We start from the raw sequence: 13,221 nt of genomic DNA, 5'->3' as shown, positions 1-13,221 counted from the left end.
AGGCCGAAGAACTTCAGGGCCTCGCGGCGCACGCCGGTGGTGGTGAAGGCGGCTTCCTGTTTCTCCATGCCTTCGCGGGCAAGCCCGCTCCCACAGGGACGGTGGAGCTTTCCGAACCCTGTGACCGAGCCTGAATGATGAACACTGCATACCGCAAACCCCTGCCAGGCACCGGCCTGGAGTTTTTCGATGCCCGCGAGGCGGTCGAGGCGATCGCGCCCGGCGCCTACGATGGCCTGCCCTATACCTCCCGCGTGCTGGCCGAGAACCTGGTGCGCCGCTGCGACCCGGCCACCCTCGATGCCTCGCTGGGCCAGCTGATCGAGCGCAAGCGCGACCTGGACTTCCCCTGGTTCCCGGCCCGCGTGGTGTGCCATGACATCCTTGGCCAGACCGCCCTGGTCGACCTTGCCGGGCTGCGCGACGCCATCGCCGACAAGGGCGGCGACCCGGCCCAGGTCAACCCGGTGGTGCCGGTGCAGTTGATCGTCGACCACTCGCTGGCCGTGGAGTGCGGCGGTTTCGACCCGCAGGCGTTCGAGAAGAACCGCGCCATCGAGGACCGCCGCAACGAGGACCGTTTCCACTTCATCAACTGGACCAAGCAGGCGTTCAAGAACGTCGATGTGATCCAGCCCGGCAACGGCATCATGCACCAGATCAACCTGGAGAAGATGTCGCCGGTGATCCACGCCGAGCATGGCGTAGCCTACCCGGACACCTGCGTCGGCACCGACAGCCATACCCCGCACGTCGATGCCCTGGGGGTGATCGCCATCGGCGTTGGCGGCCTGGAAGCCGAGAACGTGATGCTCGGCCGCGCCTCGTGGATGCGCCTGCCGGAAATTGTCGGCGTCGAGCTGACCGGCAAGCTGGCGCCGGGCATCACCGCCACCGACCTGGTGCTGGCCCTGACCGAATTCCTGCGCAAGCAAAAGGTGGTCGGCGCCTACCTGGAGTTCCACGGCGAAGGCGCACGCGCACTGACCCTGGGCGACCGCGCGACCATCTCCAATATGGCTCCGGAATACGGCGCCACCGCGGCGATGTTCGCCATCGACCAGCAGACCCTCGATTACCTGCGTCTGACCGGCCGTGAAGACCAGCAGGTCAAGCTGGTGGAAACCTACGCCAAGGCCGCCGGCCTGTGGGCCGACAGCCTGGCCAAGGCCGAATACGAGCGCACCCTGAGCTTCGATTTGTCGAGTGTGGTGCGCAACATGGCTGGCCCCTCCAACCCCCACGCTCGCGTGGCCACCAGCGACCTGGCGGCCAAGGGCATCGCCGGGGCCTGGGAGGAAGTGCCAGGGCAGATGCCGGACGGCGCGGTGATCATCGCGGCCATTACCAGCTGCACCAACACCAGCAACCCGCGCAACGTGATCGCCGCCGGCCTGATTGCGCGCAATGCCAACCGCCTGGGCCTGGTGCGCAAACCTTGGGTCAAATCGTCCCTGGCACCCGGCTCCAAGGCGGTGCAGTTGTACCTCAAGGAAGCGGGGTTGGAGCAGGAGCTGGAGCAACTGGGCTTTGGCATCGTCGCCTTCGCCTGCACCACCTGCAATGGCATGTCCGGCGCGCTGGACCCGAAGATCCAGCAGGAGATCATCGACCGCGACCTGTACGCCACTGCCGTGCTGTCGGGCAACCGCAACTTCGACGGACGCATCCACCCCTACGCCAAGCAAGCCTTCCTGGCCTCGCCGCCGCTGGTGGTGGCCTATGCCATTGCCGGCACCATCCGCTTCGACATCGAGAAGGACGTGCTGGGTGTGGTCGATGGCAAGGAAATCCGCCTCAAGGATATCTGGCCGAGCGATGCAGAAATCGACGCGGTGGTGCGTGCCTCGGTCAAGCCGGAACAATTCCGCCAGGTGTACATCCCGATGTTCGCCATCGAGGAGGACACTGGGCCGAAGGTGGCGCCGCTGTACGAATGGCGCCCGATGAGCACCTACATTCGTCGCCCGCCTTACTGGGAAGGCGCCCTGGCCGGTGAGCGTACCCTGCGCGGCATGCGCCCGCTGGCGGTGCTGCCGGACAACATCACCACCGACCATCTGTCGCCATCCAACGCCATCATGCTCGACAGTGCGGCGGGCGAGTACTTGGCGAAGATGGGCCTACCGGAAGAGGACTTCAACTCCTACGCCACTCACCGCGGTGACCACCTGACCGCCCAGCGCGCCACCTTTGCCAACCCCAAGCTGTTCAACGAGATGGTGCGCAAGGACGATGGCAGCGTGAAGCAGGGGTCGTTGGCGCGCATCGAGCCGGAAGGCAAGGTGACGCGCATGTGGGAGGCGATCGAGACCTATATGGAGCGCAAGCAGCCGCTGATTATCGTGGCCGGTGCCGACTATGGGCAGGGCTCGTCGCGTGACTGGGCGGCCAAGGGCGTGCGCCTGGCAGGGGTCGAGGCAATTGCCGCCGAAGGCTTCGAGCGTATCCACCGCACCAACCTGATCGGCATGGGTGTGTTGCCGCTGGAGTTCAAGCCGGGCACCACGCGCCTGACCTTGGGCCTGGATGGCAGTGAAACCTATGACGTGGTGGGCGCGCGTACGCCGCGGGCGACCTTGACGCTGGTGGTGACGCGGCGCAATGGCGAGCGTGTCGAGGTGCCGGTGACCTGCCGCCTGGATACGGCCGAAGAGGTGTCGATCTACGAGGCGGGCGGGGTGCTGCAACGCTTCGCCCAGGACTTCCTCGAAGCGACGGCCTAGCTGGAAACGGCGCGGACCCTGTAGGAGCGGGCTTGCCCGCGAAAGCGATCGACCAGATTGCACAGGTGTCCGTGCTGACCCATTCGCGGGCAAGCCCGCTCCTACAGAGATCGGTGTCATACAGGACCGAGCCATGAGCCATGTTCCACAAGTCAGAATCCCCGCTACCTACCTCCGTGGTGGCACCAGCAAGGGCGTATTCTTCCGCCTGCAAGACCTCCCCGAACGCGCCCAGAAACCCGGCCCTGCACGCGACGCCTTGCTGCTGCGGGTAATCGGTAGCCCAGACCCCTACGCCAAGCAGATCGACGGCATGGGCGGCGCTACCTCTAGTACCAGCAAAACGGTGATCCTCTCGGCCAGCACCCGGCCAGGGCATGACGTCGACTACCTGTTCGGCCAGGTCTCCATCGACAAGGCCTTCGTCGACTGGAGCGGCAACTGTGGCAACCTCTCGGCGGCGGTCGGCTCGTTCGCCATCGCCAGCGGCCTGGTCGACCCCTCGCGCATCCCGAAAGATGGCATTGCCACGGTGCGGATCTGGCAGGCCAACATCGGCAAGACCATCGTCGCCCATGTGCCGATCACCGGCGGCGAGGTGCAGGAAACCGGCGATTTCGAGCTCGACGGGGTGACCTTCCCGGCGGCCGAGGTGCAGCTGGAGTTCCTCGACCCGGCCGCCGACGAGGATGGCGATGGCGGGGCGATGTTTCCTACCGGCAACCTGGTCGATGACCTGGAGGTGCCGGGTGTCGGCACGCTCAAGGCGACGCTGATCAATGCTGGTATCCCGACCATCTTCGTCAATGCCGCCGATATCGGCTACACCGGTACCGAATTGCAGGAAGCGATCAATGGCGATGCCCAGGCGCTGGCGCGCTTCGAGACCATCCGCGCCTACGGCGCCGTACGCATGGGGCTGATCGAGCATATCGACGACGCTGCCAAGCGTCAGCACACGCCGAAGGTCGCCTTCGTCGCGCCGCCTTCGCCCTATGTGGCATCGAGTGGCAAGGCGGTCGAGGCAGGTGACATCGACCTGCTGGTGCGGGCAATGTCGATGGGCAAGCTGCACCACGCGATGATGGGTACGGCGGCGGTGGCGATCGGCACGGCGGCGGCGATTCCCGGCACCTTGGTGAACCTGGCGGCCGGTGGCGGCGAGCGCAGCGCTGTGCGTTTCGGGCACCCGTCCGGTACGTTGCGGGTTGGGGCCGAGGCGCAGCAGGTGAATGGCGAGTGGACCGTCACCAAGGCCATCATGAGCCGTAGTGCCCGGGTGTTGATGGAAGGATGGGTGAGGGTGCCCGGCGACAGTTTCTGATCTGCCAGCGCCAATAAAAAAGCCCCGGTATCGCTACCGGGGCTTTTCATTTACAGCGTACTGCTCAGCTTACGCCTGGACCACTGGGATCTTGGCGTTGGCTGCCGCTTCGCGGAACTCGGCGATCTGGTCGAAGCTCAGGTAGCGGTAGACGTCGGCAGCCATGCTGTCGATGTTCTTCGCGTACTCCATGTACTCCTCGACGGTCGGCAGCTTGCCGATGATCGAAGCCACTGCAGCCAGCTCGGCCGAGGCCAGGTAGACGTTGGTGGCGTCGCCCAGGCGGTTCGGGAAGTTACGGGTCGAGGTGGAGACCACGGTCGAACCGGTCTGCACACGTGCCTGGTTACCCATGCACAGCGAGCAACCTGGCATTTCCATGCGCGCACCGGCCTTGCCGTAGATGCCGTAGTAGCCTTCCTCGGTCAGCTGGTGGGCGTCCATCTTGGTCGGCGGAGCCAGCCACAGACGGGTCGGGATACCGCCCTTGACCTTGTCCAGCAGCTTGCCGGCAGCGCGGAAGTGACCAATGTTGGTCATGCACGAGCCGATGAACACTTCGTCGATCTTCTCGCCCTGTACCGAGGACAGCAGGCGGGCATCGTCCGGGTCATTCGGCGCGCAGAGCACAGGCTCCTTGACGTCGGCCAGGTCGATTTCGATGATCTCGGCGTATTCGGCATCGGCGTCGGCCGACAGCAGCTCTGGCTTGGCCAGCCAGGCTTCCATCGCCTGGGCGCGGCGCTCCATGGTGCGCGCATCGCCGTAGCCTTCGCTGATCATCCAGCGCAGCAGGGTGATGTTCGACTGCAGGTACTCGGCGATGGCCTTTTCCGGCAGCTTGATGGTGCAACCAGCGGCAGAACGCTCGGCCGAGGCGTCGGACAGCTCGAAGGCTTGCTCGACGGTCAGGTCGTTCAGGCCTTCGATTTCCAGGATGCGGCCGGAGAAGGCGTTCTTCTTGCCTTTCTTCTCGACGGTCAGCAGGCCCTGCTGGATGGCGTAGTAAGGGATGGCGTGGACCAGGTCACGCAGGGTGATGCCTGGTTGCAGCTTGCCCTTGAAGCGCACCAGTACCGATTCCGGCATGTCCAGCGGCATGACGCCGGTGGCAGCGGCAAAGGCGACCAGGCCGGAACCGGCCGGGAACGAGATGCCGATCGGGAAGCGGGTGTGCGAGTCGCCGCCGGTGCCGACGGTGTCAGGCAGCAGCATGCGGTTCAGCCAGCTGTGGATGATGCCGTCGCCTGGACGCAGGGACACGCCGCCACGGGTGCGGATGAAATCCGGCAGGGTGTGGTGGGTGGTGACGTCGATCGGCTTCGGATAGGCAGCGGTGTGGCAGAACGACTGCATGACCAGGTCGGCGGAGAAGCCCAGGCACGCCAGGTCTTTCAGCTCGTCGCGGGTCATCGGGCCGGTGGTGTCCTGGGAGCCGACGGTGGTCATCTTCGGCTCGCAGTAGGCACCTGGGCGAACGCCCTGGCCTTCCGGCAGGCCACAAGCACGGCCGACCATTTTCTGCGCCAGGGTGAAGCCCTTGCCGGTGTCGGCAGGTTGCTCGGCCTTCTTGAACAGGTCGGATGCGCCCAGGCCCAGTTCGGCACGGGCTTTCTCGGTCAGGCCACGGCCAACGATCAGCGGGATACGGCCGCCAGCGCGGACTTCGTCCAGCAGTACTTCGGTTTTCAGTTCGAAGTTGGTGACCAGCTCGTCGCTGCCGTTGCGGCGTACTTCACCTTTGAACGGGTAGACGTCGATGACGTCGCCCATGGCCAGGTTGGTGCAGTCGAACTCGATCGGCAGGGCGCCGGCGTCTTCCATGGTGTTGTAGAAGATCGGGGCGATCTTGGTGCCGAAGCAGAAGCCACCGGCGCGCTTGTTCGGCACGTACGGAATATCGTCGCCGAAGAACCACAGCACCGAGTTGGTGGCCGATTTACGCGAGGAACCGGTACCGACCACGTCACCGACGTAGGCGACTGGGAAACCCTTGGCCTTGACCGCTTCGATCTGGGCCAGCGGGCCGACCGAACCTGGCTGCGAAGGCTCGATGCCGTCGCGGGCCATTTTCAGCATGGCCAGGGCGTGCAGCGGGATATCAGGGCGCGACCAGGCGTCCGGGGCAGGGGACAGGTCGTCGGTGTTGGTCTCGCCAGGCACCTTGAACACGGTCAGGGTGTATTTCTCGGCGATGGCAGGGCGCGCGGTGAACCACTCGCCAGCAGCCCAGGACTCCAGCACGGCCTTGGCGTGGACGTTGCCGGCCTTGGCTTTCTCGGCCACGTCGTGGAAGGCATCGAACATCAGCAGGGTGTGCTTGAGCTGCTCGGCCGCGACGGCGCCGAGCTCGGCGTCATCCAGCAGCACGACCAGGGTCTCGATGTTGTAGCCGCCCTGCATGGTGCCCAGCAGCTCGGTGGCGCGCTTGCGGTCGATCAATGGCGACTTGGCTTCGCCCTTGGCAACGGCGGAGAGGAAGGCAGCTTTGACGTAGGCAGCTTCGTCGACGCCTGGCGGAATGCGGTTGGTGACCAGGTCTACGAGGAAGGCTTCTTCGCCGGCCGGCGGGTTTTTCAGCAGCTCGACCAGGCCTGCGGTTTGTTCGGCGTTCAGCGGCTGGGGCACGATACCCAGAGCGGCACGCTCTTCGATGTGTTTGCGGTAGGCTTCAAGCACAGTTATTACCCTCATCAGTGGTCCCTAAAGGGAGTCCGGGACGCTCATCCAGCATTCCCATGCACCCATGCGCGATGACGGCTTTGTGGGCCGCACAGCCAGGGTCGCAAGGAATCCTTACAGAAGCTGCTTTCAAAGTTTTACGCCTGTAGAACGGGGCGCTGATGAGGGGTTGGCCAGGCCTGCGTGGGTGCAGAGCCCGAACCAACACCGTTCTACGGGATTAACTGTGCTCGTGACGCTTTGAAAACAGCTTCGAACGGACATTGGTGCCTTGAAAAGGCGGATTGATTCTACGGTAAAAAAAGCCGGAAGGTAAGGCAGCGCGCACGACTTTAACGAGTGACCGTGGTTAGACAAAGGGCTAACATGGGGCCGTGTTCCACCGCCAAGCCGTTGTTTTTCATGTCCAACCAGTCCATCAAGACCCCTTGCGTCGGCCTCTGCTCCACGGTGTATGGAGACTCGGTATGCCGTGGCTGCAAGCGCTTCCACCATGAAGTGATTCACTGGAACGGCTACCATGACGAGCAGAAGCGTGCGGTCTGGCTGCGCCTGGAGCAACTGCTGGTGCAGGTGATGATGGCCAAGCTGGAAGTGTTCGACAAAAACCTGCTGCGCCAGCAACTGGAGCAGCGTTCGATCCGCTTCGTCGCGCACCAGTCGGAATACTGCTGGGCTTACCAGTTGATCGCCCGTGGCGCGCGGATGATTCGTGACCTGGAAGCCTATGGCATGGCATTGCTGCCGGAGTTTCGCGACTGGGAGCTGCCGCAGTTGCGTGATGCCATCGACCGTGAGTTCTTCCTGCTGTCCGAAGCCCACTACCAGCGCTACATCGCCCCGGCGTTCCTCCGGCAGAACATGCCCTGAGCGGCTTCCTCCTGCTTTGCGCAGCTTGGCTTGCATAGCCTGGGCGCTCCTTGACCTGAACAGGAGCGTCGGCATGAGCGAATACGTCTACAACCCCCGGTTTACCTTTCTGGCCCGTTGCTGGTGGCAGGCCTCGGATACCCCTATCGAGCCGACCGGCTGGGCTGGCGCCAGCAGGTATTTGTCTGCGCTCTGGGTAGAGACCGGCAGCCGCGGTGCGCGCGGTCACGTCGACAGGTACCTGCGAGGCGAGCCTGATGGCTGGCTGGAAAAGACCCTGTCGCCGACCGACTACCAGGCCCCGGCGCATGAGTACTACGAGCTGTTCTGGTTTGGTGCTTACCAGCAAGCAGACGGCGCCGAGGACAAACCGCTCAGTTATGAGGTGCGGGTGGCCGACCGGGTGTGGAACGTGTCCAAGTGGGTGCTGGACTACAACTCCAGCTTCCTGTCCGGGTATGTGGGCATTTGGGAGGGCACGACTCCGCGCGGGGTCAAGCACAAGCCGGCTGGCGCGCGTCTGTGGACACTAGAGGGGGTGCAGAGGGGAGCGATGCAGGAGGGCAGTCGCCATTACAACCTGCAGTTGCTGACGCCCGAAAATGAGCGAATACGGCGCTACAAGCGCGATGGCGCGTGGTTTTTCAACAGCCGCAAGGGTGAGCCCGGTTTCCTCACCATGGAAATACTGAGTTTCCCCCTTGACCTTGGCGAACCCTGATTGTCCGCGAGCGCTGCCATCCGCCAAGGGGGCGGATGGCAGCGCCGTTGCGGGACTCAGTCACCGGTGTATTCGCAGCCACTGGTGCAGGTTTCGTGGATACGCACTTTCGAAAGCTCCGGCAGCAGCGGCTTGACCTGCTCCCAGATCCACTTGGCGATCACTTCGCTGGTGGGGTTCTCAAGGCCTGGGATGTCGTTCAGGTAGTTGTGGTCCAGGCGATCATAGATTGGCTTGAAGATCGCCTTGACCTCGGCGAAGTCGCGGATCCAACCGGTGTGCGGGTCGAGCGGGCCGGTAAGGTGTAGAGCGACCTTGAACGAGTGGCCGTGCAAGCGGCCGCACTTGTGCCCGGCCGGGACGTTGGGCAGACGGTGGGCCGACTCGAAAGTGAATTCCTTGAAAATTTCCACGGGTAAACCTGTAGTGCTGGTGGGGTAAGGGCTTGGATGGGCGCCAGTCTAACCTGTTTTCACCCTGGGCCTCTCCCTGCTTGTCGCGCAATCGAGCTCACGCCGGTCGAGACGTCGAGCGCAGGTACGCCTCGATCAGTGTGCACAAATGCGCGCGCAAGGCCTGTGTGAACTCATCCGACGCATGATCCTCCAGCAACGCCTGCACCGGGCCGATCATGGCACTGATGGCCAGCAGGCTCACGGTATCCAGGGCATCGAACCGAACATCGGTGGCGGTGCCAAGCATCTGGGTCACGGCAGTGTGCATAGGGGCTACGGCCTGTTTGACCAAGGCCGCGCCACCGTGCTCGTGCGCCACGGCATAGAGTGCCTTGGACGCCGCCGGGTGCGCCAGTTTCGCGGTGACGAAGGCATGCACCAACCCTTGCGCCATGTCGGCGATGGACGTTCGCTGTAGCGCGAGGCAGGCCTGCTCCACCGCCGTGGCAACATGCTCGAGGTGGCGTTCCAACACGCCCGCCAGCAGCGACCTGCGGTTTGGGTAGTACTGATAGAGGCTGCCGATGGACACGCCCGCGCGCTCGGCCACGCGGGTAGTGGTACAGCGGGCCAGGCCTTCGGCGACCAAAACCTGAATCGCCGCCGTATGAATGGCCTCCACGGTGGCGATCGATCGCGCTTGAACCGGCGACTTTCGGGGCTTGGATGGTGCTGAGAGAGTCGTCATCGAATGCGAATTCACGATGTGAGGGAACCTTCATAGTATGGGCATTCCTTAACTTTCCTAGGAAGCCCCCTGATGAAAACCCATTCGCAGCCTGTAGCTTTGGTAACCGGTGCCAACAAAGGCATCGGCCTGGCCATCACCCGGCAATTGGCCGCTCGCGGGTACACCGTCTACCTCGCCAGCCGTGACGAGCAGCGCGGTGCCGAAGCGAAGGCGAGTATCGAGCAGCCTGGCCTGGATATCCGGCCGATCAGTTTGGATGTGACGAATGAACACTCCATCAGGGCGGCGGTGGCTCGGCTCGAGGGCGAGGTGGGTTCGCTGGATGTGCTGGTCAATAACGCCGGTGTCGCAGGCCCGTTGCTGCGGGCGAGCCAGTGCGATGCACAGGGGTTGCGTGACGTGTACGAAGCCAACGTCATCGGCCCGGTTTCGGTGACCCAGGCGCTGCTGGCGTTGCTGCGCGCCGGGGAGCGTCGCACCATCGTCAACGTCTCCAGCGAACTGGGATCCCTGACGCTGCACAGTTACCCCGATTTTCCGTTCGCCTCGTTCGACCTTTTGGCCTACTGCTCATCCAAGACGGCACTCAATGCCTTCACGGTGCTGTTGGCGCGGGAGCTTCAGGAAGAGAACTTCAAGGTCAATGCCGTTAACCCAGGCTTCACCGCAACCGACCTCAATGGTTTCACCGGCACACGAACGGTCGACCAGGCCGCCCAGGTGGTGGTCAAGTATGCGACCTTGGACGCCTCCGGGCCGACGGGAGGCTTCTTTACCGAAGGGGGCACGCTGCCCTGGTGACACCCGCTTACAACGGCTGCAAGCGTTCGTGCAGGCGCCCGGTGGCGATCAGCTCCAACAGCTCGTCGCCCAGGCGCTGGCTTTCGGCGATCGCCTTGTACCAGTAGCGCCGACGGCTGGGCGCATCGCCCATGAAGCGCTTGAAGTCGTTGCGGTCGGGCAGCTTGCCGAAGGGTAGGGCGGCCAGGTACTGCGGCGAGGGCGTCATCAGCAGCACGTTGTGTAGGCGCGTGGCATCGCCGCGGCGCCAGGGCAGGGCCTTGTCGAACCAGCCGGGCACCACCTTGTCGGTGAAGTGCGGGTACAGCACCAGGTCATCGCCCTGGTAGGGCAGGTCGAGGTGGTAGTCCAGCAGGCCGCCGTCGCGGTAGGTGCCCTGGCCGACGCCTGGGATGTCCCGCACGCCATTCATCACCATCGGGATCGAGCCCGAGGCTAGCAGCGCCTGGCGCAGGTTGCCCAGGCCCAACGGCAGGCAGCGCGAGGGGAAGTCATTGAGTGCATCGAGCGGCGGCGCGGCGCGCTCGTCGTGCAGGATGATGCGCTCGAAGTGCCGCCCCAGGCGCGGCCGCCCCAGCAGGTTGCTGGCCACCACCGACGAAAGCCCCATGCCTAGACGACCGCGATGGTCGTGGGCGAGCTGGCCGTGGCTTTTCACCACCAGTACGTTCAGCCGGTAGTGCGGGTTGGCCAGGATCTGCCCGTCGCGACCTTGCAGCAGGTCATCGAGCATGCGTAGGCAGCTTTGGCTGACTTCGGTTTGGGTCACGCCCTTGGCGAAGTCCTGCTCGGTGTATAGCTCGCCGAGCAAGCGCAGGCCTGCGACCGGGTCGTCGAGGCAGGCACTGGCAAAGCGCCAGGAGCCGATAGACGCGCCGATCAGCGCCCGTTGGCGCGGCGCCGATGGAAGCCACTGGCCAAACAGCGCCAGGTCCAGGCCCTGGATGCCCAAGGGCTTGGGGCCACCTGCAGCACCGGGCAGCACGCCCACATCGATGGCGCGCAGGCCGCGCTCGCGGATTTGCCCCAGGGCGCGGTGGCCGGCCTTGAAGGTCAGGGCGGGATATTTGACGTGAATGGCGCTCATGGCAGACCTCGGCGGCTGAGCGGGCCATTATAGGGTGCAATCGCCTCCCCAGGCTGCGCTATCATCCGGCCAGTTGTTTTCAGGTTCAGTTAAGGGCAGGTGGTTAATGTTAACCCCGTAGACAACATTCATCTCAAGGGAGAGACCCCATGAAAACCCTGACCGCACTGTTCACCGCCGCTGCCCTTGCCCTGGGCGCCAATGCCGCCATTGCCAAGGACGTCCAACCGGACGAAGTGGTCAAACTGGTCAATGCCAAGACTATCAAGTCGCTGGATGAGCTCAAGGCCGCCGCCGTGGCCAAGCACCCAGGCTCGACCGTCACCGACTCCGAGCTTGAAGACGAATACGGCCGCTACATCTACAAGGTCGAACTGCGCGATGCGCAGAACGTCGAATGGGACGTGGACCTGGACGCCAAGACCGGTGAAGTCCTGAAGGACGAACGAGACAGCTGATGAATGCCTTCCCGCGCATGGCGCACTACCTGGCGCTGGCGCTGATGATTGTCTGCTCGCAGACGATTGCCCGAGACCTGGACCAGGATGAAGCCCTCGAACTTCGGCAGAAGGGCATTATCCTGCCACTCGAACAGCTGCTCGAAGCCGCCCTGGGGCGTTACCCCGGGGCGCGCTTGCTCGAGGCCGAGCTTGAAGAGGACGACGACCGCTACGAATACGAGGTCGAGCTGCTGACCCCGAACGGCGTCGTGCGCGAAATCAAGCTGGACGCCCAAACCGGGGCACTGCTCAAAGACGAGGAAGACGACTGAATGCGCCTGTTGCTTGTCGAGGACAATGTTCCCTTGGCCGATGAACTGATTGCCGGGCTGCAACGCCAGGGCTATGCCGTGGACTGGCTGGCCGATGGCCGTGACGCGGTGTACCAGGGCCAGAGCGAGCCCTACGACCTGATCATTCTCGACCTCGGCCTGCCCGGCATGCCAGGGCTGGAAGTGCTGGGCCAGTGGCGCGCCGCCAACCTCGCAACCCCAGTGCTGATTCTCACTGCACGCGGCTCCTGGGCTGAGCGTATCGAAGGCCTGAAGGCCGGCGCCGACGACTACCTGACCAAGCCTTTCCACCCCGAGGAGTTGCAACTGCGTATCCAGTCGCTGCTGCGCCGCGCCCGTGGGTTGGCCAACCAGCCGCATCTGGAGGCGGCGGGTTTGCACCTGGACGAAGGCCGCCAGTGTGTGGTGCGCGACGGCGTCGATATCCAGCTGACCGCCGCCGAGTTCCGCCTGCTGCGCTATTTCATGCTGCACCCGCAGCAGGTGCTGTCCAAAAGTCACTTGGCCGAGCATCTGTACGACGGTGAAACCGAGCGCGATTCCAATGTGCTGGAGGTTCACGTCAACCACCTGCGTCGCAAGCTTGGGCGCAGCGTGATCGAGACGCGCCGCGGGCAGGGCTACGTGTACGCCGGGAGCGCCGCGTGAAATCGATCCAGGCGCGCCTGAGCCTGGGGTTGGTGGCGGTGCTGGTGGTGGTCGGCTTGGCCCTGGCGCAGTTGACGCTGTTCCTGTTCGAGGTCGGCCTGCAACGTTACCTGGAGGCCGGGCTGCGCAAGGAAAGCGAGAACCTGCTGGTGGCCTTGGTGCGCGGGCCCAATGGCTTGCAGCTGGACGAGCGACGCATCTCGTCGGCCTACCAACGGCCCTTCTCCGGTTATTACTTTCGCATCGACTTCGAGCAGGGCACTTGGCGCTCGCGTTCGTTATGGGACCTGAACATGCCCAAGCCGGAACATGCTGGGCTGGACGACGGCCACGAGCTGGGCCCGGAAGGCCAGCAGCTGCTGGCCTTCCCGGCCCACAACCCGCGCCTGGGGCACGACAATTCCATAAGCGTGGCGCAGGACT

General features: G+C 64.2%; 12 protein-coding genes and 2 pseudogenes. 9 read left to right on the top strand and 5 right to left on the bottom strand.

Going from position 1 to position 13,221, the window contains the following annotated elements; genetic code table 11:
• Positions 1 to 71, bottom strand: a pseudogene (locus tag ACQKPE_RS23815) (phage major tail tube protein); the annotation flags it as partial.
• Positions 72 to 137: 66 nt separating this feature from the next.
• Here ACQKPE_RS23815 and acnD point away from each other — a divergent pair.
• Positions 138 to 2,726 (top strand): Fe/S-dependent 2-methylisocitrate dehydratase AcnD, encoded by a 2,589-nt coding sequence (acnD, locus tag ACQKPE_RS23810; RefSeq protein ID WP_427669133.1) that lies wholly within the window; start codon positions 138 to 140, stop codon positions 2,724 to 2,726.
• Between the two features lie 133 nt (positions 2,727 to 2,859).
• A complete protein-coding gene (prpF, locus tag ACQKPE_RS23805) occupies positions 2,860 to 4,050 on the top strand; it encodes a 2-methylaconitate cis-trans isomerase PrpF (protein WP_427669131.1) in 1,191 nt (396 codons plus the stop codon).
• Between the two features lie 69 nt (positions 4,051 to 4,119).
• On the opposite strand, the gene acnB is transcribed toward prpF, so the two are convergent.
• Entirely contained in the window at positions 4,120 to 6,729 is a 2,610-nt protein-coding gene (acnB, locus tag ACQKPE_RS23800; protein ID WP_427669132.1) for a bifunctional aconitate hydratase 2/2-methylisocitrate dehydratase, read from the bottom strand.
• 405 nt (positions 6,730 to 7,134) lie between these two features.
• Between acnB and ACQKPE_RS23795 the strand changes: the two genes are divergently transcribed.
• Both ACQKPE_RS23795 and ACQKPE_RS23790 read left to right on the top strand, forming a co-directional pair.
• Positions 7,135 to 7,602, top strand: coding sequence for a DUF1289 domain-containing protein (locus ACQKPE_RS23795; protein ID WP_427669130.1), 468 nt, complete (start codon positions 7,135 to 7,137; stop codon positions 7,600 to 7,602).
• Positions 7,603 to 7,675: 73 nt separating this feature from the next.
• Complete coding sequence (locus ACQKPE_RS23790) at positions 7,676 to 8,323, top strand: hypothetical protein (protein WP_427669129.1); 648 nt, start codon at positions 7,676 to 7,678, stop codon at positions 8,321 to 8,323.
• Positions 8,324 to 8,379: 56 nt separating this feature from the next.
• On the opposite strand, the gene queD is transcribed toward ACQKPE_RS23790, so the two are convergent.
• Both queD and ACQKPE_RS23780 read right to left on the bottom strand, forming a co-directional pair.
• The gene (gene queD, locus ACQKPE_RS23785) at positions 8,380 to 8,736 is read right to left on the bottom strand and encodes a 6-carboxytetrahydropterin synthase QueD (protein WP_375100809.1); all 357 of its coding nucleotides are present in this window, start codon (positions 8,734 to 8,736) and stop codon (positions 8,380 to 8,382) included.
• A 97-nt stretch (positions 8,737 to 8,833) separates the two neighbouring features.
• Positions 8,834 to 9,400, bottom strand: a complete 567-nt coding sequence (locus ACQKPE_RS23780; RefSeq protein WP_427669128.1) for a TetR/AcrR family transcriptional regulator — start codon at positions 9,398 to 9,400, stop codon at positions 8,834 to 8,836.
• 138 nt (positions 9,401 to 9,538) lie between these two features.
• Here ACQKPE_RS23780 and ACQKPE_RS23775 point away from each other — a divergent pair, with 138 nt between their 5' ends.
• A complete protein-coding gene (locus tag ACQKPE_RS23775; RefSeq protein ID WP_427669127.1) occupies positions 9,539 to 10,270 on the top strand; it encodes an SDR family oxidoreductase in 732 nt (243 codons plus the stop codon).
• Positions 10,271 to 10,277: 7 nt separating this feature from the next.
• Here the strand turns inward: ACQKPE_RS23775 and ACQKPE_RS23770 are convergent, their stop codons facing one another.
• Complete coding sequence (locus tag ACQKPE_RS23770) at positions 10,278 to 11,357, bottom strand: patatin-like phospholipase family protein (RefSeq protein ID WP_427669126.1); 1,080 nt, start codon at positions 11,355 to 11,357, stop codon at positions 10,278 to 10,280.
• A 149-nt stretch (positions 11,358 to 11,506) separates the two neighbouring features.
• Between ACQKPE_RS23770 and ACQKPE_RS23765 the strand changes: the two genes are divergently transcribed.
• The 4 genes and pseudogenes from ACQKPE_RS23765 to ACQKPE_RS23750 form a co-directional block, all read left to right on the top strand.
• Positions 11,507 to 11,815, top strand: coding sequence for a PepSY domain-containing protein (locus ACQKPE_RS23765; protein ID WP_427669125.1), 309 nt, complete (start codon positions 11,507 to 11,509; stop codon positions 11,813 to 11,815).
• On the top strand, positions 11,815 to 12,129 hold the full coding sequence (locus tag ACQKPE_RS23760) for a PepSY domain-containing protein (RefSeq protein WP_427669124.1): 315 nt from the start codon (positions 11,815 to 11,817) through the stop codon (positions 12,127 to 12,129). Before ACQKPE_RS23765 ends, ACQKPE_RS23760 begins: the two co-directional genes overlap by 1 nt.
• Positions 12,130 to 12,798, top strand: coding sequence for a response regulator transcription factor (locus tag ACQKPE_RS23755; protein ID WP_427669123.1), 669 nt, complete (start codon positions 12,130 to 12,132; stop codon positions 12,796 to 12,798).
• A pseudogene (locus tag ACQKPE_RS23750) lies at positions 12,795 to 13,221 on the top strand (ATP-binding protein); the annotation flags it as partial. The gene ACQKPE_RS23755 and the pseudogene ACQKPE_RS23750, both read left to right, overlap by 4 nt.

This window comes from Pseudomonas sp. NPDC089554, assembly GCF_050280645.1.
Taxonomy (GTDB): Bacteria; Pseudomonadota; Gammaproteobacteria; order Pseudomonadales; family Pseudomonadaceae; genus Aquipseudomonas.
The sequence above is the reverse complement of the archived record's forward strand: the minus strand, read 5'-3'. Positions and strand labels throughout refer to the sequence as shown.